This is a genomic window from Rhodovulum sp. P5, from assembly GCF_002079305.1.
GTDB lineage: Bacteria > Pseudomonadota > Alphaproteobacteria > Rhodobacterales > Rhodobacteraceae > Rhodovulum.
In genome coordinates this window covers 3,074,766-3,096,183 of sequence record NZ_CP015039.1, presented here as the reverse complement: position 1 = coordinate 3,096,183, position 21,418 = coordinate 3,074,766, and the positions used below count along the sequence as shown (strand labels likewise).

Sequence of the window (21,418 nt, the reverse complement as noted above, 5' to 3'; positions counted from 1 at the left end):
GATTTCAAGCTTGGGCTTGACCGGATCGCGCCAGCCCTCTGCCCGTGTCGTCCCGGCAGGGGGTCGGCGATGAGGCCCTAGTTGATCCGCGCGACCACGTAATCGGCCAGATCGGTCAGCATGTCGCGGATTTCATGCTCCGGCAGATGGGTCAGTGCCTCTTTCGCCCGCGCCGACCAGTCGAGCGCCGCAGCGCGCGTGGCGTCGATGGTGCCGTGCTTGTCCATCAGGGCAAGCGCATGCTCCAGATCCCCGTCGCGCTGGTCGCCCTTCTCGATGGTGCGCAGCCAGAAGGCGCGTTCTTCCTCATCGGCCTTGTCGATGGCCTTGATGATCGGCAGCGTCAGCTTCCGCTCCCGGAAGTCGTCACCGACATTCTTGCCCGTCGCCGCGGTATCGCCGGCCACATCCAGCAGGTCGTCCACGATCTGGAAGCTGACCCCCAGCGCGTCGCCATAGGTGTGAAGCGCGCGAACCTTTTCGTCGTCCATTCCCGCGATGACGCCGCCCACTTCGGTAGCAGCGGCAAAGAGCGCGGCCGTCTTGCCGCGGATCACCTTGAAATAGATTTCTTCAGTGGTCTTCAGGTCGCGCGCAGCGGTCAGTTGCAGCACCTCGCCCTCAGCGATCACGGCGGCCGCATTCGACAGGATGTCCAGCACCTTCAGGTTGCCCGGCGCGACCATCAACTGGAACGACCGCGCGAACAGGTAGTCGCCCACCAGAACGCTGGATTTGTTGTCCCACAAGAGGTTCGCCGTGGGGCGCCCGCGCCGTTTGCCGCTTTCGTCCACCACGTCGTCATGCAGAAGGGTCGCGGTATGGATGAATTCCACCGTTGCGGCCAGATACAGGTGATAGGGGCCGTCATAGCCGCACATCCGCGCGGACGCGATGGTCAGCATCGGGCGCAGCCGCTTGCCACCGGCACTGATCAGATGCGCCGCGACCTCGTCGATGCGGGGCGCATGTTCCGAGGTCATCCGCTCGCGGATCAGCTTGTCGACCGCGGCCATTTCCTCGGACAACAGGGCGCCAAGGCGCTCATGCGGTTTTCTGACTGCGTCGTCCAAGCCCATCGCGGCCTCGTCTCGTTACTCGACAAAGGGAAAGATTTACCCTTAAGTCGCTGTCATGAAAGAACTGATCCGCACCAACGACCCGACGCTTATCGCCTACGCCACGGCGCTGCTTCAGGGCGAGGAGATAGACTGCTTTCAGATGGATGTCCACATGAGCGTGCTTGAAGGCTCAATAGGCGTTTTGCCGCGCCGGATCATGGTGGTGGACCGCGATCTGTTCCGCGCCCGCGCCGTTCTGCGCGACAATGGCATCGAGGTCAGCGAGGCCGGATAGGGTGACCGCAGCGGCGCTGACGCAGGATCGCTTTCTCGGGGGGCGCCTGCATATCTGGCAACCCAGGGACGGGTATCGCGCGGGGATCGACCCTGTCTTGCTGGCCGCCTCCGTCCCCGCCCGCGCGGGCCAAAGCATTCTTGAACTTGGCTGCGGCGTGGGCGTGGCAAGCCTGTGTCTCGGCGCGCGCGTGCCCGACCTGTCACTTTCCGGCGTCGAGCTTCAGCCCGACTATGCCGATCTCGCGCACCGAAACGCGGTTGAAAACGACATCGGCCTGATGGTTGTCACGGCCGATTTCACGCGGTTGCCAACGGTTCTCAAGGCGCAAAGCTTCGATCACGTCATCGCCAACCCACCCTATTTTCAGCGCGACCGGGGAACCGGGGCGCAGGACGCCGGGCGCGAAACCGCCCTGGGCGAGGAAACCCCGCTGCGGGACTGGATCGAAACCGCGACCCGGCGGCTTGTCCCCGGTGGCTGGCTGACGATGATCCAGCGGGCCGAACGCCTGCCCGACATGCTGAGCGCCCTGACGGATCGGTTGGGCAGTGGCGAGGTGTTGCCGCTTTCGCCCCGGCAGGACCGGGCGGCGAAGCTCGTGATTCTCAGGGCACGAAAAGGCGGGCGCGGCGCGTTTCGCCTGCACGCTCCGCTTGTCCTGCATGGCGGCACACACCACACACGAGATTGTGACAGCTACACCCCACAGATCACCGCGATCCTGCGTCAGGGCGCCGCGGTGAAATGGCCGGCTTGACAAATCCGGTTAAGCTTTATTGCCAACGTTTCAAGGAGGTGACACGACTCGATTTTCGTGCTGCACTGTAATGGTTGCATGACACCATGAGAGGAGCATCGACCATGAATCTGAGTTCGCATCTGCAGGAGCTTCGCAGAAAGCATCAGACTCTCGCGCAACAGGTGGAACAAGCGCAACGCGCGCCCGCCGTAGACGACCTTCAGGTCGCAGAACTCAAAAAGGAAAAGCTTCGTCTCAAGGATCAGATCGAGAAACTGTCTCAGGCCTGACACGCCCATGTGCGCTGGCCCATGCGGCCAGCGCCGCCCCACCGGTGATCAACAGGGCTGCACCGAAAAGAACAGGCGTCGGGCGCGCGATGCCCACGCCGACCAGAACGAGGGTAGACAGAAGCGGCGCGGCATAGCTCGCCACCCCCAAAAGCTGAATGTCCCCACGCTTCACCCCGATATCCCAGACATAGAAGGCCAGACCGACCGGCCCAAGCCCCAGGGCAAGCACGCTGAACCAGCCAAGCATGTCTTGCGGCCAGACCGTCGTCTCAAACGCCAGATGCAACGGCAGGGAAAGTGCCGCGGTCAACAGGCAGAAGACGGCGACGCTTGCCGTGGGGATGTCGCCCAGCCGCCGCGACAGAACCGAGTAGCTGGACCATGTCAACGCGCATAGCGCCGCCAGCCCGTATCCCGGCAGGGCAGCCGCGTCGAACCCGGTCAAACCCTGTGCAACGATCAGCGCGGCCCCGACGAACCCGGCCAGCCCGCCGACGATATGACCCGCCCGCAACCGCTCTCCGGGCAGGAGCCCCGAGAACAGAACGATCAGCAACGGCCAGAGATAGGCGATCAACCCCGCCTCCGCCGCGGGCGCCAGCCTGAGCGCCGAAAAATAGAGGGCGTGATACCCGAAAAGCCCCGCCGTGCCGAAGACGTAGACCCTCAGCGGGATCCGGACCAGCGCCCGCACCTCGCCCGAGACCACCACCCAGATCAGCCCGATCGCCCCACCGATGGCGAAACACAGCGCGTTAAGCTGCAAGGGCGGCACAGGGGCAGAGCCGACTGTGAACAGCGCCAGCAGCGCCCAAAGCAGGACGGCGGCAAATCCGATGGCTGTGGCACGAAGGCGGGTCATGGCGTGGCCTTATCCGCCCCGGCCCGCTGATGCCAGAGGCCAACGCGCGCAGCCTGCGACGCCAGGAGACAAGCGCATGCAAAAGGGCCGGCCCCGCAGGACCGGCCCGGATCGTTTCAAGTAACGGCGGTTAAACGAAGAACTGGCCGCCATTGGCCGAGATCGTCGAGCCATTGATGAACTCGGCGTCGTCCGAGGCGAGGAACGCCACGCAGCGCGCGATTTCCTCGGGCTCGCCCAGGCGCCCGGCCGGGATCTGGCCGATGATCGCTTCGCGCACCTTTTCCGGCACCGCCATCACCATCTCGGTGGCGATATAGCCGGGGCAGACCGCGTTGGCGGTGATGCCGAACCGCGCGCCTTCCTGCGCCAGCGACTTGACGATGCCCAGATCGCCCGCCTTGGTCGCGGCATAGTTCACCTGCGCGAACTGGCCCTTCTGCCCGTTGATCGAGGAAATCACGATCACACGGCCGAACTTGCGCTCGCGCATACCGGGCCAGATCGGGTGGACGGTGTTGAAGACACCGGTCAGGTTGGTGTCGATCACTTCCTGCCACTGTTCGGGGGTCATCTTGTGGAACGGTGCATCGCGGGTGATGCCCGCATTGGCCACGACCACGTCGATGGGGCCCAGATCGGCCTCGACCTTCTCGATGCCTTCCTTGGACGCGGCATAGTCGCCCACGTTCCACTTGTAGGTCTTGATGCCGGTCTCGGCGGTGAAGGCCGCAGCCTTTTCATCGTTGCCGGCATAGGTGGCGGCAACGGTATAGCCTGCGTCTTTCAGCGCCTTGGAGATGGCCGCGCCGATGCCGCGGCTGCCGCCGGTGACGAGTGCAACTCTGGACATGATTCCTCCGGGATGATCATTCGTTAATCCGCAACGTTGTTACGGAATATAAAAAGGGCGCGCAACAATATTGCGCGCCCGTCATTTCGCGGATCACCGCTTACGGGCGTTCCAGACACATGGCGACACCCATGCCGCCGCCGATGCACAGCGTGGCGAGACCTTTCTTGGCGTCGCGGCGCTTCATCTCGAACAGCAGGGTGTTGAGGATACGCGCACCCGAGGCGCCGATCGGGTGACCGATGGCGATCGCGCCGCCGTTCACGTTCACGACCTCGGGGTTCCAGCCCATGTCCTTGTTCACGGCACAGGCCTGCGCGGCGAACGCCTCGTTGGCCTCGACCAGATCCAGATCCTCGGCCTTCCAGCCAGCCTTTTCCAGCGCCTTGCGCGACGCCGGGATCGGGCCGGTGCCCATGATCGAGGGGTCGAGACCCGCCGTCGCGTAGGAGACGATGCGCGCCAGCGGCTCCAGCCCGCGCTTCTCGGCCTCTTCGGCCGACATCAGAAGGGCGCCGGCAGCACCGTCATTGATGCCAGAGGCGTTGCCCGCGGTGACAGAGCCGTCCTTGGCGAAGGCCGGGCGTAGTTTCTGCATGTTCTCGATGGTGGCGCCGTGACGGATGTATTCATCGGCGTCGACAACGATATCGCCCTTGCGGTTGGGCACGGTAACCGAGACGATTTCGTCCTGGAACTTGCCGGCCTTCTGGGCGGCCTCGGCCTTGTTCTGCGATGCCAGCGCGAATTCGTCCTGCTGCTCGCGGCTGATCTGCCACTGCTCGGCGACGTTCTCGGCGGTCTGGCCCATGTGATAGCCGTTGAAGGCATCCCACAGACCGTCCTTGATCATGGCGTCGATGAACTTGACGTCGCCCATCTTGTGGCCGGCGCGCAGATGCGCAACGTGGGGGCAAAGCGTCATGTTTTCCTGGCCACCGGCCGCGACGATCGCGGCATCGCCCAGCATGATGTGCTGTGCGGCAAGCGCAACCGAACGCAGGCCCGATCCGCAAACCTGGTTGATGCTCCACGCGGCCGATTCGATGGGCAGGCCGGCATTGATATGGGCCTGACGGGCCGGGTTCTGCCCCTGCCCGGCGGTCAGGACCTGACCGAGAATGGTCTCGGAAACCTCCGACTTGTCGATTCCCGCGCGCTCGACCAGAGCTTCCAGCATCACCTTGCCCAGATCATGGGCCGGGACGGTCGCGAACGATCCGTTGAAGCTGCCGACCGGCGTCCGTGCGGCAGATACGATAACGACATTGGTCATGGGTAAGGTCCTTCTCCCCTCGGGTGCATGTCGGCGCGCACTATAGGGATGCAGTCGCAGAAATACAGCCCCCTCGACCGGGATCAGATCCTTACCATCATAGGGTTGCGATCGCGCCGCACCGCAGCGAGATTATCAGGCGAGGCGCTTTTCACCGCCCTCGCGCCACGGCGGCACCAGCGACGGCGCCCCGAAGGCATAGCCTTGCATGCAGTCGATACCGGCCTTTGTCAGCCATGCGGCATCGCTTGCGGTCTCGACATTCTCGGCCACCGTATACATGTCGAAATGCCGGGCAATCGCAATCATCGCCTCTGTCAGCACCTGCATGTCGGCGTCATGCTCGATGCCCGTGATGAATTTCCCGTCGATCTTGAGAATGTCGAAGCGGAACTCTCGCAGATAGCTCATCGAGGTCTGGCCGGAGCCGAAGTCATCCAGCGCAAAGGCGATTCCCTTCGCCTGCATGTCCTTGATGAACGTGCTGACAAGATCGGGCATCACCATGGCGGACGTCTCGGTAATCTCAAGGATCAGACGTTCTGCCGCGGTCGTATCGCGTTCCAGCCCCTCCTTGAGCGTGGCAACCCAGTCAGGATAGCCGATGGACCGCGCCGACATGTTGATGGACAGGCGCAGATCGGGCGCCTCTGCCAAAGCGACAAGCCCCATTTCAAGCGAGAGGCAATCCAGAACGCGGCCGGCCTCGGTGGGTTCCACGGGTTCGATGAAATCGCGCGCGGGGATCACCCGGCCCGTCTCGTCCATAACGCGGGCCAGTCCCTCGTAGAACGCAATGCGGCCGTTTTCGAAGGCCTGCACGACCGGCTGAAACGCCAGCATGAGTTCACGCCGTTCGATTGCCCGGCAAACCGTCTCGACGGTCTTGCGGTCATAGCCTCCAAGCGAGGTCGGGATCGGAATGCTCTTTCCGATCCGACCGCTGGCGTTCGTTTCCATGTCATCACGCGGCATCGCGTTCCTCCGAGTGCGCCATGACGTAATGACGCCACAGCCGTTAAATCGCGGTGAACATTCGTATTTGATTACAAATTGGCGTAAATTTGCCCTTGGCTGGGAAATGTCGGGATCTGGGCCGGAACCGACCGGCTTTGCGGAACCAGAAGCATGGCTTTTGGACCAGTTCGGCGCGCAGACACAGCGCGGGGGAACGTGGACGGCAATGAAACCGTTGTTCCGGGAAGGCTGGGCATGACGGCGCCCATACGGACCAGGCAGGCGCAGCATCCTGAAAGAAAAGAACAATCTTCACGGGCCACCGGACAGAAGAGCCGGGCACACGATACTGGCCCCGATACGGGGGCCACGGCTGTGGCGACTGGCTGGAGCACACCGCCTTCCGACATCGAAATGGCCAGGACGCGGTCATCGGCCTTGGCACAGCCGGGGGCAGACGGGAACACGTGAAAAATATCCGGATTTTCCGCGCATACATGCGGGCAAGCAGCACCGGCAGAATCACTCGCGACCGTCGACAAGCGACCTGCAAAGGACCCGGCCTTTGGGTCAAAGCCCCCCTGCCCGGCAAACGGCCCAACGCGCCACCAAGTAGAAACCGATCCGTGCCTGCCTTCTATGTGCCGGGCCTCTGGCACACCGCCCGACCGACCCCGTCCGGCCGGGGCAAGTTGGCATGGGCGGTGGCGATCTCGCCCAGACGCTGCGCGATCTTGGGGGCCGGTGGGGCCGAGCGCCGGGTTTCAAGACTGACATGCAGCAGCAGATGTTCCCCCGTCGCCAGAAGCGTGTCACCCGAATACATCTGGTGGAACAGGTGCATCTTCTTGCCCGCGCCATTCAGGCAGATCGTCTCCACCCGGAATTTCGCACCGGCATGGACCTCGGCCAGATGCCGGATATGGGTCTCTGCGGTGAAATAGCTGCCGCCCGTGGCGATGTAGTCTGCATCGCAGCCAATGATTTCCATGAACCGGTCGGTCGCGTCGGCAAAGGCGTAGAGATAGCGGGACTCGGTCATGTGACCGTTATAGTCCGTCCAGTCCAGCGGCACGGCCCGATCCTGCGTGGCGATAGGGCGGGTGATGTCGATGACCTCGGCTTCGGCCCCGGCGTCGTGGGCGTTCAGATGCGCCCCCGCCTCCGCACCGGTCCATTTCAACGCGCGCAGAACGCCGACGAGGTTCGTGTCGCGCTGCCGTTCCAGTTCCGCAACGGAGCGCGCGCCGGACTGGGCCTCCGACTGGTCAGCAATCTTGCGGGCCAGATCCTCTGTCAGATCGGGAACATCGATCAGATGACTCCAAGGCGCCGCCAGGCTTGACCCGACGCGGCTTTGGAAATCGGCTTTGCCCGGTTCGCCGCCGTCGATCCGACCGCTCTCGAACACCCCCATCTGCGCCCAGCTGAGCCCGATGCCCAGCCGGATCGCCTCGTCTATCTCGCCGGTCGTGGCGATGTCGTCCTTGACCAGCCACAAGGCCTCGCGCCGGACGGTTTCCAGCAGACGGGTCGCGATATGGCCGTCGATCTCATGCCGCACCGGCAGCGGCACCATGCCGATCCCGGTCAACACCCCGCGGGCCCGCCGGATCAAGGTTGCCGGTGTATCGCGCGTGGCAACCAGTTCGACCAGCGGCAGCAGGTAGACCGGGTTCACCGGATGCGCGACCAGCACCGGGCCACCATGCCCCCCCTGCCCCCGTAGGGCGGACGGCGTGAACCCCGCGGTCGAGGAGGCTAGGATGGCATCGCGCCCGCAATGTTCCTGCACCTTCTGGTAAAGCGTCCGCTTCAGGTCCAGCCGTTCGGACACGCTCTCCTGAATCCAGTCTGCTCCGGTCACGGCCTTGGAGATCGTCTCGACCACGACGACCTCGCCCTCCGGCAGAAGTGGCGTGTCGTAGAGCCCCGGCATGGCCCGGCGGGCATTGTCCAGAACCTGTTGCAGCCGCGCGATCGCTTCCGGCGCGGGGTCGAAGACGCGAACCTGCCAACCCATCAGGGCAAAGCGCGCGGCCCATCCCCCACCGATCGTCCCTGCGCCAAGGATCGCGGCCACACCGGTCATCTCTGCACCCCCAATGCGCCTTTGGGGAGGGAATATGCGGCCCCGAACGCACAGTGGCGCACCCGGCAAAGGCGCCGGTTTCGCACGTCATCCCATCCGGTTGCGGCGCGAGTAACGGGCACCCCCCGGTTCTTCGACAGCAGCATGAAGTTCCCCAAGGCCAGCGCGGGCATCATGCCCGACGGCAAATCCCCAGCAAACCTTTCAGCCCCGGCGGCGCCACTTCCGCACAAAACCGTCTCAAGACTGCAACGAGCGGCCTTCGCGCAAGCGGGGCAGTGCCCTGCTCCGTCAGGTTCAGAACGGCATCGGATGGGCCTTGTGGGCGATGGCGATGTCGGACAACAGATCGTCGTACAGGGTGACATCCGCCGCACCAAGCGCACGCTCCAACTGCGTGACCGAGGTGGCACCGATGATCGGCACAACGGGGAACGGCCGGCTCATCACGAAAGCGATGGCCATCTGCACCGGGTCAAGCCCGTGATGCTGCGCCAGCCCCATATATGCCGACACCGATTCCCAGACCCGCGGCGTGATCCGGCCGTTCAGGTCCGGCTGGTGCATCCGGCGCGACCCGTCGGGGGTGACATCGCCCGCGTATTTCCCGGTCAGAAGCCCAGCAGCCAACGGTGCCCATGCCAAGAGCGTGACATCCTCGTTCACGCCAAGCTCTGCCAGATCGGTGTCATACAGGCGGCATAGCAGCGAATACTCGTTCTGGATCGACTGCACGCGCGGCAGGCCTTTTTCCTCGGCCAGTCGCAGCCATTGCGCGGTGCCCCAGGCGCTTTCGTTGGACAGACCGAAATGGCGGATCTTGCCCTCGGTCACCAGATCACCCAGCGTTTCGAGGCATTCAACCATATTCGCCAGCGTGGCCTCGCGGTTCTGACCGGACGGGTCGTAGCCCCAGTGCTTGCGGAAGTGGTAGGATCCCCGGTTCGGCCAATGGAACTGGTAGAGATCAATATAGTCCGTGCGCAGGCGGCGGAGCGACCCCTCGATCGCCTCCCGGATCGTCTCGGGCGAGATGCCTTCGCCCTTGCGCACGAAACCGCCGTTGGGGCCCGTGATCTTGGTGGCGATGATCATGTCCTTGCGCCGCCCCGAGCTTTGGAGCCAGTTGCCGATGATACGCTCGGTGCGCCCGACCGTTTCCTCCCGCACGGGCGCCACCGGGTACATCTCGGCGGTATCGATGAAGTTCACGCCATGCTCATAGGCCATTTCGATCTGGGCGTGGGCCTCATCCTGATCGTTCTGGCTGCCCCACGTCATGGAGCCCAGACAGATCCCTGACACCTGGATCCCGGTGCGACCCAAATTCACTTTCTTCATGGCCAACCTCTGTTTCGGGTGTTTCCGGTTCGGCAACAGAGTTATCGGTCAAGAATTAAAGAACAACCCCCAAATCACGGACGAATATAGCTAAATCCACGCTCTTGCAGTTCGATCAGCCGAACCACCCCGGAAGGCACGATCTTGGCTTCGTCCAGAAGCGCGATGTCGTGCCCGGCCTTCGCGCTCATCTTGGCATAAGTGTTGCCGCAGGCCGAGAAGGACAGGTTCTCCATCTCAAGCGACATGGTCGCGATCCGGTCGGCCACAGGGCTTTTGCCGGGAATGTACATGACCAGGCCGGGCCCGTAGGCGACCACCTCGACCACAACGTCGTCCCCGTGGTCCTTGTAGTAGTTCGTCAGGTTCACAACGTTGTTGAGGGCCATGTTCATCACCTGCGCGTCGTTCTGGTTCACATGAAGCGCGATATGATGGGTTTCGGCCTTGGCCACAGCCACCGTCCCAAGGGCCAGAAGCCCCGCCAGTGCGAGTTCTTTCATCGATGCGTCCTCCCTGTTCGCCGGATCAGGGTAACAGATTTTCGTCACCCGCCATAAGGAAAGCATCATTGAGAACATATGGGGAACATTTTATCCTGTCGCCATGACCGCCCCGATTCTGACCCGCCTGCCCCACCGCGACCGTCCGGGGCTGACCGTGCTTGGCACATTGCCCTTCCCGCAGGGGCGTGCGCATGAGGTCTGCGGCCCCTCCCGCCACATGCTGGCGCTGATCCTGGCGGCGGCTGCAACGGGCCCGGTGCTTTGGATCGCCTCTGCCTGGGTGGCAGAGCGGCTTTATCCCGACGCGGTCGCGCAATGGATGGCGCCGGGGCGGCTGATCTTCGTCCATCCCGGGCGCGCCGATGACCTGTTGTGGAGCATGGAAGAGGCGTTGCGCTCCGGCACCGTGCCCGTTGTGGTGGCAGACCTGCCCGAACCGCCCCCGCTGACCCCGGTCCGGCGGCTGCATCTGGCGGCAGAGCAGGGCGCGGGCAAGGGCGGCCCGGCGCCGCTGGGGCTGATCCTGACACCGGGCGAGGGTGGCGCGGCCGGTGTGGAAACCCGCTGGCACATGGCGCCCTGCCATGCGCCGGGCCGCACCGAATGGTACCTGGAACGCCGCCGGGCGCGCACCGCCCCGCCCCGGGCCTGGCGCTTGCAGGCAAGGGGCGGGCGTCTGTCCCTTGCCCCTGCATCGATAACGGCCTGAACACGCCCCGGCCCGCCGGCACGTCCGGATTCCGCACTGCCCCTCTGGCCAGCGCTCGGCTACAAGGAAGGGGCCATGCGCCTGCTTTTCTCCCTCGCGGCCCTGTTCCTGTCGGTCATCCTGCTGCAACTGTCCTCGGCCGGGGTCGGGCCGCTCGATGCGCTTTCGGGTCTGGCCTTGGGCTTTTCCACGGCCGAGGTCGGTCTGTTGGGCTCGGCGCATTTCCTGGGCTTCTTCATCGGCTGCTGGTGGGCGCCGCGCCTGATGGGGGCGGTCGGCCACAGCCGCGCCTTCGCCGCCTTCACCGCCACCGGGGCGATGGGTCTGATCGCCCACATGATGATCGTCGACCCCATCGCCTGGGCGGGGATGCGCGTGGCCACGGGCCTGTGCATCGCGGGATGCCACACCGCGATTGAATCCTGGCTGAACGCCCGGCTGCCCAACGCGATACGGGGCCGCGCCATGGGCAGCTACCGGATCACGGAAATGGGCGCCTCGCTTTCCGCGCAACTCCTGATCGGGGTGCTGCCCCCTGCGGCCTATGTCTCCTACAACCTGCTGGCGCTGCTCTGCGTCGCGGCCCTTCTGCCGCTGACCGTCACGCCCCTGCGCCAGCCGCAATTGCCCATCGCGCCGCGCCTGCGCCCCGGCCTTGCGATCCGGCGTTCGCCGCTGGCGACCGTGGGTGTGATCGTGGCCGGGCTGTCGGCGGCCGCCTTTCGCATGGTCGGCCCGGTTTACGGGCAGGCCGTCGGCCTGCGGCCCGATCAGATCGGCCTGTTTCTTGCGGCCTTCGTGGCCGGCGGGGCGCTTGCGCAATATCCCGTGGGCGCGCTTGCCGACCGGTTCGACCGGCGCCGCGTACTGATCGGCCTGTCGCTCGCCGCCATTGCCACCTGCGCCATCACGGTTGCCGTCAGCGCCGGGGGCACCGCCGCCGTGTTCCTGTCCTCCACCCTGTTCGGGGCCGCCAGTTTCCCGGTCTACTCGGTCTCCACCGCCCATGCCCATGACTGCGCCAGCGACGACGAACGTGTCGATCTGTCCGCGGCCATGCTGTTCTTCTTCGCCGTGGGGGCCATCGCCTCGCCGCTGGTGGCCTCCGGCCTTGTCGCGCAGCACGGACCGGCCGCGCTTTTCGGGCTGATCGCAGCGGGCCATGCCGGGCTTGTGCTGTTCGGTTTGACCAGCATGCGCATCCGCGCTGCCGGCGCACGAACGCCCTATGTCTGGACGCCGCAGACCTCATTCCTCGTCGGCCGGCTGATCAAGCCCGGCCGCGACCATGGCGAGGACGAGACCCGCTAGCCATCGCCAAAACCATCCGCTAAACGGAGCCGCACCCCCGGGAAGAAGGCAACCGCAGATGGCACGTATCCTCATCACCTCGGCGATCCCCTACATCAACGGGATCAAGCATCTGGGCAACCTCGTCGGCAGCCAGTTGCCCGCCGACCTTTACGCCCGTTACATGCGCGCCCGCGGGCACGAGGTGATGTTCCTGTGCGCCACCGATGAACACGGCACCCCCGCGGAACTGGCCGCGGCGAAAACGGGTGAGCCCGTGGCCGACTATTGCGCCCGCATGCACATGGTTCAGTCGGAACTGGCCCAAGGGTTCCGGCTGTCCTTTGACCATTTCGGCCGGTCCTCCAGCCCGCAGAACCACAAGCTGACCCAGTATTTCGCGGGCCGGCTGGCGGACAACGGCTTTATCGAGGAGGTGACCGAAAAACAGGTCTACTCCAACGCCGACGGCCGGTTCCTGCCCGACCGGTATATCGAGGGGACCTGCCCGAATTGCGGCTATGAAAAGGCCCGCGGCGACCAGTGCGAGAACTGCACCAAGCAGCTTGACCCCACCGACCTGATCGAGCCGCGTTCGGCAATCTCGGGCTCTACCGATCTGGAAGTGCGCGAGACCAAGCACCTGTATCTGCGCCAGTCCGCCCTGAAAGGCGAACTGGAGGCCTGGATCGACAGCAAGACCGACTGGCCGGTGCTGACGACCTCGATCGCCAAGAAATGGCTGCACGATGGCGACGGGCTGCAGGACCGCGGAATCACCCGCGACCTGAACTGGGGCATCCCCGTCAGGAAGGGCGAAGAGGACTGGCCGGGGATGGAGGGCAAGGTCTTCTATGTCTGGTTCGACGCGCCCATCGAATACATTGCCGCCTCTGCCGAATGGGCCGAGGCCAACGACAAGTCCGACGCCGACTGGCGCCGCTGGTGGCGCACCGATGAAGGCGCGGACGACGTGCGATACGTTCAGTTCATGGGCAAGGACAACGTGCCCTTCCACACCCTGTCCTTCCCCGCCACCATCATGGGCTCCCGCGATCCGTGGAAGCTGGTCGACTACATCAAGTCGTTCAACTACCTGAACTACGATGGCGGGCAGTTCTCCACCAGCCAGGGCCGCGGCGTGTTCATGGATCAGGCGCTGTCGATCCTGCCCGCCGATTACTGGCGCTGGTGGCTGTTGTCCCACGCCCCGGAAAACTCCGACAGCGAGTTCACCTGGGAGAACTTCCAGGCCAGCGTGAACAAGGACCTCGCCGACGTTCTGGGCAATTTCGTCAGCCGCGTCACGAAATTCTGTCGGTCGAAATTCGGCGAGGTGGTGCCCGAAGGCGGTGCCTATGGCGACCGCGAAAACGAACTGATCGACGATCTGTATATCCGCCTGCGGGCGTATCAGGAGCATATGGAGGCCATCGAGGTCCGCAAGGCCGCAGCAGAATTGCGCGCGATCTGGGTCGCGGGCAACGAATACCTGCAGGCCGCCGCGCCGTGGTCTGAATTCAAGACCAACCCCGATGCCGCCGCCGCAATCGTCCGCTTCTCGCTGAACCTCATCCGGTTTTACGGGGTTTTGTCGTCGCCCTTCCTTCCCGATGCCAGCGCGACCATGCTCAAGGCCATGAACAGCGATGACGACACCTGGCCCGAGGATCTGGTCGCTGCCCTCGACACGCTGAAACCCGGCCACGCCTTCACCGTGCCGGACGTGATGTTCGGAAAGATTACCGATGAAGAGCGCGAAGGCTGGCAGGCGCAGTTCGCGGGGGCGCGCGCCTGACCCCCTGCCATAGGGCGCGGGAATGGCGGCACCGGTGATGTTCTAGCCAAGGGAAGGGACAGGGTCGCCCCCGTCCCTTCTGCTTGGTCAAAATACCTGACGCCCCGGGCGACGGCCCTGCCCCGCTCAGGCGGCGCAGGGCATCTCTCGCCGGGTGGCCACGGCCGACAGGGTCCGCTCGAACTCTCCCAGGTCCACGGGCTTGGCGATCAGGCCTGCGATCTTGCCAGGGGCGACGCGCGGATCGGTCAGGCGGCGGGCCAGCGCCGTGATCAGGATCACCGGAAGATCGGGCACGGTCCGGCCCAGTCGTTCGACAAGGTCCCCGCCATTCATTCCGACCATGTCATAGTCGGAAATGATCGCGGTCCACGCCTCGGGTTCTTCCTCGATCACATCGAGCGCGACTTCGGGCATCTCGCAGAACGCGACCTCTGCCCCGCGGCTTTCCAGATAGGCCTGCAGAACCTCGCCCACCTGAAGATCATCGTCGATGATCAGGAAGCTCTGGCCGCTGAGGTCCTCCAGCGGTGGGGCGTCCGCCGAAAGGTCGATCTCGGCCCCCGCATCTTCCAGCGGCCAGTAGACGACAAAGCTTGAGCCCTCGCCGGGGGTGCTGTGCACTTCAACCCCGCCGCCGGCGCTCCGGCTTTCCAGGGCAACCATGGTCAGGCCGAGCCCGGTACCCCGCGCGCCTTTCGTCGTGAAGTGCGGCTCGAATATCTGTGCCATCGTGTCGGCATCCATGCCCGAACCGGTATCGGCCACTTCGACCCGGGCATAGCGTTGCCCCGCCCCCAGCATGCCGACGCTCAGGGCGCGGGCATGGGGGACAGCCTCGACCGTCACCGACAGGTCGATCTCGCCCCCTTCCGCCGGCATCGCGTCGGCGGCATTCAGGATGAGGTTGACGCAGATCTGGTTCAGCGTTCCGGGATCGCCCCGCAGCAGCATCAGTTCATCTTCCATCCCGACATCGAGGGAGACATTGGACGGCAGCGAGGCCCCCATCATCGTCGTCACGTCCGACAACGCCATGTGCAACTCGAACGCCGTCATCTCGGGCTCCCCCCCGATGTCGAGCAGTCGATTGACCAGCCGGGCTGCACGCTCCCCTGCGGTCAGGATCCGGCGGGCATGGTCGCGGCCGGTTTCCCCGGTGTTGCCGTCCATGCGGATCATGCTGGCCGACCCGTGGATCACCGACAGAAGGTTGTTGAAATCATGCGCGATGCCCGCGGCCAACTGGGTCAGGGCCTCCTGCTTCTGGGCCCGGGCCAGCGCACCACGAAGCTGGTTCTGGCGGTTCTCCTCCGCCAGGCGTTCAGTGATGTCGCGCAGGATCAGCACCGCCCTGCCGCCATCAAGTGTAGAGCGCGTGATCTCATGCGTCCTGGGCGCCCCATCGCGTGCGCATTTGCACTCGATCACCTGCTTGCCGTCGCCTTCTTCCGGCGCTGTCACGTAGTGACTGCGCCAGTCAAGGGTGCGCGCATCATTGGCCCGGGAATAACCCAGCATCGCGCTGGCAGAGCCGTTCATGTAGACGATCCGCTCGTCCTCATCCAGCAGCACGATCCCGTCGAAGGTCGCCTCGATCGCCGCAAGCCGTTGGCGCAGCAGGGCCTCCATCTTCTTGACGCGTGTGATCTCGGTCGCGGTCAGGACCAACGTTCCATCGACATCGCGACGGCAGCGCAGCAGATAGGACTTGCCGTTGGCCAGGGTGATATCGGTGCTCTGTTCGAACCGCGCGATTTCGCGCAACGCGTGGAACGATGGCAAGGTCGATGTCCCGACAACGGGTGTCAGATGGGTGATGTGGCAACCGCGGTTCTTGCCGAAGGAACTGGCGACCTCCCAGTCGGCGCCGGGGGCGGGAAAGGCCACGCGCATCGCATCGTTCGCCAGAAGCACCTCTCCCTCCTCCGACAGCAGAAGGAAGGCATCCTCGGTCATGGTCAGGGCTTGCGTCATCCGCTTGCGCAGCTTGTCGCGTTCCAGTTCCGCCTCTACCCGCGCAGAGACATCGGTTTGCGTAGCCACAAGATGGGTGGAGTTCCCGGCGGCGTCGCGGACGGGGAACAGCGTCAGCTCGTTCCAGAACGGCTCGCCATCCTTGCGCCGGTTGCGCAGCAGGAACTGACCTTTCGACCGGTTCTGGACAGCTTCGCGAAGCCGGGCCCGCTCTGTCGCGTCGAGACGTTCGTCGCTCAGGAAACGGCAGTTCTTCCCGACGACCTCGTCCGCGGTATAGCCGGTCAAGTCCTCGAAGGCGCGATTGACATAGACCAGCGGGTCGCCATTCCCGCTGGTGTCGGTGATCGCGAACCCGGCAGAGGCGCCCTCGATCACGGCGGCAAGAAGGGCATTGTCGGCGGCAAGGCGTGCGGTTTCAAGCGCCGGTGCGAACAGCCGGGCCAGGCGCGTCACCAGCCGCATATGGGACGGCGTGAACATTGCGCGGTTCGGGCCAAAGCACAGCAGCGCCCGTTGCCGCCCATCCTCGGCCGGTTCAAGCGGGGTGCACACCATGCTGAGATACGCCGCGGTGTCGAAGCTGCCGGCCAAATCCCCAAGCGCGGAAAGATCCGCGACATTGCGGGCGCGGGACAGCATGGGCGCGGGCAGCGCGAGAGTCTTGCCGCGATCCACATCATCGGTGCCGATCAGCACGCACGCAATGTCGTCGGCGCCTTGCTCAACGATGACGGAGGTTGCCGCGCCCGTCGCCGCGTTGAGAGAGCCAAACAGCGACGCCACCGCAAGAGCGGGCGATTTCGCACGGGCATACCCCTCGATCGCGGACAAAAGGCCAGACGTCTCCTGGTGGGCTTGCCGTTCGCGGTCCCGCAGAACCTGAAGTTCGAGAAGGGACTCACGCAGACGTTCGTCGTTTTCCATTACCATGCTCCCAACTCCTCCTTCGAAAACACAACACAGGAAATCATCAGGTTGCCGTGCCGGTTGCCCGAGCTCAGGATCGGCCCCTGTTCACCGAAGGTGAAAACCCCGGCGAATGGTACATTCGGGATCGCCTCGCGGACGCCGCCGACCACGTCGCCGATCCGGTCGCGCACGCTCAGCATGCACCCGGCGCAATAGACCACCAGCGCCCCGGCAATACTGTCGGGATCAAGCCCACCGGCCTTGGCGGCAAGGTCCGCCACCCGAGCCGCACGCGACGTCAGCCCCGAGACCGACCCCGTCATCTGCGTCAGCCGTTCCCCTTCGGCCACATCGGCGAAAAGCTCCAGTCCGCCATCGGCATCGACCACGCTGGGATGGGCCAGAATGTAGAATGGAACATCCGCAACGCGGTGCGTTTCCCGGCCCAGCGGCCAGAACGCGCTATCGCTGAGGATCGACCGGGGCCGCGATGTGTCCCCCGCCTTTGAAATCAGTCCGCCGGTCCAGTCATCATAGACCTCGGCCGCGGGCCGCCCGTCGATTTCCAGCACCCGCCGCCCCGCGACCCGGGTGACGATGCCGCTGTTCCCGGTCGGCGCATAGCCGTTCTGGTAGGCCATCGACACCTCGCAGGACGGGTAAAGCACCCCGACCGCCACGCCCCGGCTCGTCCGCTTCCCCTCGGCGAAGATGAACCACTCCCCCGCAACGCTGTTATCCGCCGCGCTGCCACCGAGGATCGGCGTTTCACTGCCGACGACGCTTTCGATACCCTTCAGGACCGCCTCTTCCTCGCCCGGCGTGCCATAGACCCAGACAAGACCGGGCCGTTCGCCCGGCCGCGCCGCATCCCGGATTGCCGCCAGCGTGGCGTCGCGCGCGGCCTGTTCCGGCTGCGTCTCGGCCGTGTCGCCGAAGGAACGCAACGCAGCCCCGTAAGAACCTTTCGCGTCGCGAATACTAAAGATGGCGCCGCCCGCCATTCCCCCATCGGTGATCGCGCCCTGGCAGGAGCTTCCGCCAATAAGAACCGTGCCGCGGCGGCTGGCGCAGGCCAAGGCGCTCGACGGGTCCATCGTCGCGTTCAGATGCAGCAGACAGAAGGTGCGATCTTCCTCATCCGCCATCAGCGATGCGACATGGCAATCGAGGTCCTGCTGGGTTTCAAACGGGAGGACGGAAATCTGCATCTGCTTCACTCGCTCACTTGCCCGTCCGAAGCAGCCTTGCACAACGATCCGGGCGCTACCCTGACCGCGCAGAACATGCGTTCCGTGAACCGGAGGCCGATGCGCTGCACGTCATGGTGGAAAGCTAGTCACACCCTCGGGCGGCAACGTGGCAGAAAGGAGCGAAGAATAAGAAAATTTGAACCGAATTGCCGGCGCTCCGCCGCGGCGGCTTGAACATCCGCGCTCAGCCGCGGGACATCTTCATCATCGCCGCCTCGAACTGGCTCCACGTCATCGTGGCGCGGTTTCCGGCATAGCCGTGATAGTGGGATTTACCGCTGGAAGTCGGCAAGCCCGCCCATATCTTGGCAAGGTTGTTCATGAACGCCTGCCGCCCCATCCGGCCAGCGGCATAGTCGCTCAGCCCCGCCTCTTCCAGCAGCAGATCGGCCAGCCTGTCCTGAAGCTGGGGCGAGAACACGACGCCTTCGCTGACCCCCAGATCCCGGACCAGACGCCGCAAGGTTGCCGGGATGAACTGATAGCGCCCGATGGCATGCGGCTGCCCGGGCGTGTTGTCGATCCAACGATAGATTTCGGCGATGGTCATGCGGGTGGGCAGCTTTGCAGGCCGGCGTGTCGCCCCGTGCTGCACGGCATCATAGCCGCGGCGGCCTGCCTCTGCCCGGCCGATCAGGTGGCGGATACGTTCGGCAAGAACAGCCTTTGCCCCGGTGGGCGTCAGTGCGTCGAGGATGGCCGCGCGGGTCGCGCCATCGGCGTCGAACTCCCGTTCCGGCAGGGGGGCGAACAAACTGCCGCCTTCCCGCCCCGCGAAAAGGCTGGCCCCGGCGGCCGGGGGCGCGGCAACGGAGACAGGCTGCGACGCGGGAACCAGGGTTTCGGGGCCGCGGGAAAAGGCAGAGGCCGAGAAAAGGCTCATCTGCTCCGCGGACACGGGGGCAGCCCACCCGGCAAAAACGTATGCAAAGGCGAGTATCAGCGACCCGGTTCGCGCGATCATGACTACCTCGTTCTGAGTGCAGGACGTGCGGCCGAAGATCGGGGCGGCCGGTTCATATTTGGTTTCTCCGGATCATCGCAGCCGTGCGGAAAACAGAGGGTTTGGCGAAAACTCTAACGACCCAAAGGCGACGCCACGTCCTTCGCCGTGAAATGCAGCCTTGAACCGGCCCGCCATCCAGCTAAGCCTTTCGGGGAAACGGAGGCTCTATGACCAATCCCCTTCTCGCGCCGCGCACGGCGCCGTTCGATCTGCCCGATTTCGCCGCATTCGCCGACGACCAGTTCGCCGATGCATTCGACACCGCGCTAGCAGAGGCGCAAACACAGATAGAGGCGATCGCGGCAAATCCCGACGCGCCCGACTTCACCAATACGATAGAGGCGCTGGAACTGGCCGGACAGGCCCTGAATGACGTCCTTGGCGTGTTCTTTCTTCTGGCCTCGGTCGAGGCCAATCCCGAACGGGAAGCACTTCAAAGGGCCTTCGCGCCGCGACTGGCGGAGTTCTCCTCGGATGTGATGCTGAACACCGACCTCTTTGCGCGGATCGACGCTGTCTGGCAGGCCCGCGAAGATCTTGACCTGTCGCCGGAGCAGACACGCGTTCTGGAGTTGAAGCATCGCGACTTCGTCCGGGCCGGCGCGGCGCTGGAGGAGGAAGGCCGCGCACGCCTGCGTGAGATCAACACCCGCCTTGCGGAACTGGGCACCGCCTTTGGGCAGAACCTGCTGGCCGATGAACGCGACTGGACCATGCCGCTGGCCGAGGCCGATCTGGAGGGGCTGCCCGACTTCGTGGTGGAGGGCGCCCGCGCAGCAGGTGCCGAAAAGGGGACGGAGGGGCCGGTCATCACCCTGTCGCGCTCCCTTATCGTTCCCTTCCTGCAATATTCTGCGCGGCGCGACCTGCGGGAAAAGGCGTATGAGGCCTGGACAGCACGCGGCGCGCGCGGTGGCGCGACCGACAACCGGGCCATCGTGGCAGAGACGCTAGCGCTCCGCGCCGAACGTGCGGCGCTGCTCGGCCATCAGAATTTCGCCGCCTACAAGCTGGAAACCGAGATGGCCAAGACGCCCGAGGCCGTGCGCACATTGCTGATGGAAGTGTGGGGGCCCGCCAAGGCGCGCGCGGATGCCGATGCGCGGGTGCTGGAGGGAATGCTGGTCGCAGACGGCCATCCCGCCCCGCTGGAACCCTGGGACTGGCATTATTATTCCGAAAAGCGCCGCAAGGCCGAACATGACCTCGACGAGGCCGCGTTGAAACCCTTCCTGCAACTCGACCGGATGATCGAGGCGGCCTTTGACTGTGCCCATCGCCTGTTCGGGCTGGAGTTCGCGGCCCTTGACGTGCCCCTGCATCATCCAGACGCCCGCGCGTGGCAGGTGACGCGGGATGGCCGCCATATGGCGGTATTCATTGGCGACTACTTCGCGCGCTCTGGCAAGCGGTCGGGCGCATGGTGCACGGCCCTGCGCAGCCAGCAGAAACTGGCTGGCGAGATCCGGCCCCATGTCATCAATGTCTGTAACTTCGCCAAGCCGGGCGCGGGGCAGCCGGCGCTTCTGTCCTATGACGATGCTCGGACGCTGTTCCACGAATTCGGCCATGCGCTGCACCAGATGCTCAGCGACGTGACCTATGAAAGCGTGTCGGGCACCTCGGTCGCGCGGGATTTCGTCGAACTGCCCAGCCAGCTTTACGAACACTGGCTGGAAGTACCCGACGTGCTGAAGACCTTCGCCACCCATGCAGAGACGGGCGATGCGATGCCCCAGGATATGCTGGACCGTGTTCTGGAGGCCGCGACCTATGACATGGGCTTCCAGACGGTGGAGTTCATCGCCTCCGCCCTAGTCGATCTGGAGTTTCACGCCGGCCCACCCCCTGCGGACCCGATGCAGAAACAGGCCGAGATCCTGGAAGGGATCGGGATGCCCCGCGCGATCCGGATGCGCCATGCGACGCCCCATTTCGCCCATGTCTTCGGTGGCGGCTATGCCGCGGCCTATTACTCCTACATGTGGTCAGAGGTGATGGACGCCGACGCCTTTGCCGCGTTCGAGGAAGCGGGCGATCCGTTCGACCCCACCACGGCGGAGGCGCTGGAACGCCACGTCCTGTCCACCGGCGGCACGCAGGAACCCGAGGCGCTCTATACCGCCTTCCGCGGGCGCTTGCCTGGGGTCGCGGCGCTCTTGAAAGGACGCGGGCTCAACGACGCGGCGTGACCG

Annotated in this window: 18 protein-coding genes; 7 read left to right on the top strand and 11 right to left on the bottom strand. The window is 64.8% G+C overall.

All coding sequences use genetic code 11. From position 1 onward, the window contains the following. Nucleotides 1-77 precede the first annotated feature (77 nt). Nucleotides 78-1,079 (bottom strand): polyprenyl synthetase family protein, encoded by a 1,002-nt coding sequence (locus tag RGUI_RS14805; RefSeq protein ID WP_081534344.1) that lies wholly within the window; start codon nucleotides 1,077-1,079, stop codon nucleotides 78-80. A gap of 55 nt (nucleotides 1,080-1,134) precedes the next feature. On the opposite strand from RGUI_RS14805, the gene RGUI_RS14800 reads away from it, so the two are divergent. The 3 genes from RGUI_RS14800 to RGUI_RS14790 all read left to right on the top strand — a co-directional run bounded on the left by RGUI_RS14800 (nucleotide 1,135) and on the right by RGUI_RS14790 (nucleotide 2,388). Further along, nucleotides 1,135-1,356: a DUF2007 domain-containing protein gene (locus RGUI_RS14800; RefSeq protein WP_081534342.1), complete on the top strand. Its 222-nt coding sequence runs from the start codon at nucleotides 1,135-1,137 to the stop codon at nucleotides 1,354-1,356. Continuing rightward, nucleotides 1,328-2,116 carry a methyltransferase gene (locus tag RGUI_RS14795; protein WP_081534339.1) on the top strand — a complete coding sequence of 263 codons (789 nt, stop codon included), beginning with the start codon at nucleotides 1,328-1,330 and terminating at the stop codon, nucleotides 2,114-2,116. The genes RGUI_RS14800 and RGUI_RS14795 overlap by 29 nt, the downstream gene beginning before the upstream one ends. A 104-nt stretch (nucleotides 2,117-2,220) precedes the next feature. Then, nucleotides 2,221-2,388 carry a YdcH family protein gene (locus RGUI_RS14790; protein WP_081534336.1) on the top strand — a complete coding sequence of 56 codons (168 nt, stop codon included), beginning with the start codon at nucleotides 2,221-2,223 and terminating at the stop codon, nucleotides 2,386-2,388. Here RGUI_RS14790 and RGUI_RS14785 read toward each other — a convergent pair. From RGUI_RS14785 to RGUI_RS14755, 7 genes are all read right to left on the bottom strand, one after another. Continuing rightward, on the bottom strand, nucleotides 2,354-3,253 hold the full coding sequence (locus RGUI_RS14785) for a DMT family transporter (RefSeq protein WP_081534333.1): 900 nt from the start codon (nucleotides 3,251-3,253) through the stop codon (nucleotides 2,354-2,356). The two genes, RGUI_RS14790 and RGUI_RS14785, sit on opposite strands and share 35 nt — an antisense overlap. 130 nt (nucleotides 3,254-3,383) lie before the next feature. Further along, nucleotides 3,384-4,106: an acetoacetyl-CoA reductase gene (gene phbB / locus RGUI_RS14780; RefSeq protein ID WP_081534330.1), complete on the bottom strand. Its 723-nt coding sequence runs from the start codon at nucleotides 4,104-4,106 to the stop codon at nucleotides 3,384-3,386. Nucleotides 4,107-4,206: 100 nt separating this feature from the next. After that, entirely contained in the window at nucleotides 4,207-5,382 is a 1,176-nt protein-coding gene (locus tag RGUI_RS14775; RefSeq protein WP_081534327.1) for an acetyl-CoA C-acetyltransferase, read from the bottom strand. A 135-nt stretch (nucleotides 5,383-5,517) separates the two neighbouring features. After that, nucleotides 5,518-6,357: an EAL domain-containing protein gene (locus tag RGUI_RS14770; protein WP_253798454.1), complete on the bottom strand. Its 840-nt coding sequence runs from the start codon at nucleotides 6,355-6,357 to the stop codon at nucleotides 5,518-5,520. A 619-nt stretch (nucleotides 6,358-6,976) separates the two neighbouring features. Continuing rightward, complete coding sequence (locus RGUI_RS14765) at nucleotides 6,977-8,431, bottom strand: carnitine 3-dehydrogenase (RefSeq protein ID WP_081534325.1); 1,455 nt, start codon at nucleotides 8,429-8,431, stop codon at nucleotides 6,977-6,979. Nucleotides 8,432-8,728: 297 nt separating this feature from the next. Then, on the bottom strand, nucleotides 8,729-9,772 hold the full coding sequence (locus tag RGUI_RS14760; protein ID WP_081534323.1) for an aldo/keto reductase: 1,044 nt from the start codon (nucleotides 9,770-9,772) through the stop codon (nucleotides 8,729-8,731). A gap of 74 nt (nucleotides 9,773-9,846) precedes the next feature. Next, complete coding sequence (locus RGUI_RS14755; RefSeq protein ID WP_081534320.1) at nucleotides 9,847-10,275, bottom strand: DsrE family protein; 429 nt, start codon at nucleotides 10,273-10,275, stop codon at nucleotides 9,847-9,849. A gap of 103 nt (nucleotides 10,276-10,378) precedes the next feature. On the opposite strand from RGUI_RS14755, the gene RGUI_RS14750 reads away from it, so the two are divergent. From RGUI_RS14750 to metG, 3 genes are all read left to right on the top strand, one after another. Further along, complete coding sequence (locus RGUI_RS14750; protein ID WP_081534317.1) at nucleotides 10,379-10,987, top strand: ImuA family protein; 609 nt, start codon at nucleotides 10,379-10,381, stop codon at nucleotides 10,985-10,987. Between the two features lie 75 nt (nucleotides 10,988-11,062). Continuing rightward, nucleotides 11,063-12,298, top strand: a complete 1,236-nt coding sequence (locus RGUI_RS14745) for an MFS transporter (RefSeq protein WP_081534314.1) — start codon at nucleotides 11,063-11,065, stop codon at nucleotides 12,296-12,298. A 58-nt stretch (nucleotides 12,299-12,356) separates the two neighbouring features. Further along, nucleotides 12,357-14,075, top strand: a complete 1,719-nt coding sequence (gene metG / locus RGUI_RS14740; RefSeq protein WP_081534311.1) for a methionine--tRNA ligase — start codon at nucleotides 12,357-12,359, stop codon at nucleotides 14,073-14,075. A 126-nt stretch (nucleotides 14,076-14,201) separates the two neighbouring features. Here metG and RGUI_RS14735 read toward each other — a convergent pair whose 3' ends face one another. The 3 genes from RGUI_RS14735 to RGUI_RS14725 all read right to left on the bottom strand — a co-directional run bounded on the left by RGUI_RS14735 (nucleotide 14,202) and on the right by RGUI_RS14725 (nucleotide 19,100). Continuing rightward, nucleotides 14,202-16,979 (bottom strand): PAS domain S-box protein, encoded by a 2,778-nt coding sequence (locus tag RGUI_RS14735; protein ID WP_172841158.1) that lies wholly within the window; start codon nucleotides 16,977-16,979, stop codon nucleotides 14,202-14,204. Further along, nucleotides 16,979-18,175: an FIST signal transduction protein gene (locus RGUI_RS14730; protein ID WP_081534306.1), complete on the bottom strand. Its 1,197-nt coding sequence runs from the start codon at nucleotides 18,173-18,175 to the stop codon at nucleotides 16,979-16,981. The genes RGUI_RS14735 and RGUI_RS14730 overlap by 1 nt, the downstream gene beginning before the upstream one ends. Before the next feature lie 226 nt (nucleotides 18,176-18,401). After that, complete coding sequence (locus tag RGUI_RS14725) at nucleotides 18,402-19,100, bottom strand: hypothetical protein (protein WP_156882977.1); 699 nt, start codon at nucleotides 19,098-19,100, stop codon at nucleotides 18,402-18,404. A 290-nt stretch (nucleotides 19,101-19,390) separates the two neighbouring features. Between RGUI_RS14725 and RGUI_RS14720 the strand changes: the two genes are divergently transcribed. Next, the gene (locus RGUI_RS14720; protein ID WP_081534301.1) at nucleotides 19,391-21,415 is read left to right on the top strand and encodes a M3 family metallopeptidase; all 2,025 of its coding nucleotides are present in this window, start codon (nucleotides 19,391-19,393) and stop codon (nucleotides 21,413-21,415) included. Nucleotides 21,416-21,418 lie beyond the last annotated feature (3 nt).

What these genes read in the sequence shown, in the direction of transcription:
- RGUI_RS14755 (WP_081534320.1), bottom strand. Translation starts at nt 10,275, where the DNA reads ATGAAAGAACTCGCACTGGCGGGGCTTCTGGCCCTTGGGACGGTGGCT.
- phbB (WP_081534330.1), bottom strand. Translation starts at nt 4,106, where the DNA reads ATGTCCAGAGTTGCACTCGTCACCGGCGGCAGCCGCGGCATCGGCGCG.
- RGUI_RS14720 (WP_081534301.1), top strand. Translation starts at nt 19,391, where the DNA reads ATGACCAATCCCCTTCTCGCGCCGCGCACGGCGCCGTTCGATCTGCCC.
- RGUI_RS14745 (WP_081534314.1), top strand. Translation starts at nt 11,063, where the DNA reads ATGCGCCTGCTTTTCTCCCTCGCGGCCCTGTTCCTGTCGGTCATCCTG.
- RGUI_RS14785 (WP_081534333.1), bottom strand. Translation starts at nt 3,253, where the DNA reads ATGACCCGCCTTCGTGCCACAGCCATCGGATTTGCCGCCGTCCTGCTT.
- RGUI_RS14800 (WP_081534342.1), top strand. Translation starts at nt 1,135, where the DNA reads ATGAAAGAACTGATCCGCACCAACGACCCGACGCTTATCGCCTACGCC.
- RGUI_RS14735 (WP_172841158.1), bottom strand. Translation starts at nt 16,979, where the DNA reads ATGGAAAACGACGAACGTCTGCGTGAGTCCCTTCTCGAACTTCAGGTT.
- RGUI_RS14805 (WP_081534344.1), bottom strand. Translation starts at nt 1,079, where the DNA reads ATGGGCTTGGACGACGCAGTCAGAAAACCGCATGAGCGCCTTGGCGCC.
- RGUI_RS14765 (WP_081534325.1), bottom strand. Translation starts at nt 8,431, where the DNA reads ATGACCGGTGTGGCCGCGATCCTTGGCGCAGGGACGATCGGTGGGGGA.
- RGUI_RS14750 (WP_081534317.1), top strand. Translation starts at nt 10,379, where the DNA reads ATGACCGCCCCGATTCTGACCCGCCTGCCCCACCGCGACCGTCCGGGG.
- RGUI_RS14725 (WP_156882977.1), bottom strand. Translation starts at nt 19,100, where the DNA reads ATGAGCCTTTTCTCGGCCTCTGCCTTTTCCCGCGGCCCCGAAACCCTG.
- RGUI_RS14790 (WP_081534336.1), top strand. Translation starts at nt 2,221, where the DNA reads ATGAATCTGAGTTCGCATCTGCAGGAGCTTCGCAGAAAGCATCAGACT.
- RGUI_RS14760 (WP_081534323.1), bottom strand. Translation starts at nt 9,772, where the DNA reads ATGAAGAAAGTGAATTTGGGTCGCACCGGGATCCAGGTGTCAGGGATC.
- RGUI_RS14775 (WP_081534327.1), bottom strand. Translation starts at nt 5,382, where the DNA reads ATGACCAATGTCGTTATCGTATCTGCCGCACGGACGCCGGTCGGCAGC.
- RGUI_RS14795 (WP_081534339.1), top strand. Translation starts at nt 1,328, where the DNA reads ATGGCATCGAGGTCAGCGAGGCCGGATAGGGTGACCGCAGCGGCGCTG.
- RGUI_RS14730 (WP_081534306.1), bottom strand. Translation starts at nt 18,175, where the DNA reads ATGCAGATTTCCGTCCTCCCGTTTGAAACCCAGCAGGACCTCGATTGC.
- metG (WP_081534311.1), top strand. Translation starts at nt 12,357, where the DNA reads ATGGCACGTATCCTCATCACCTCGGCGATCCCCTACATCAACGGGATC.
- RGUI_RS14770 (WP_253798454.1), bottom strand. Translation starts at nt 6,357, where the DNA reads ATGCCGCGTGATGACATGGAAACGAACGCCAGCGGTCGGATCGGAAAG.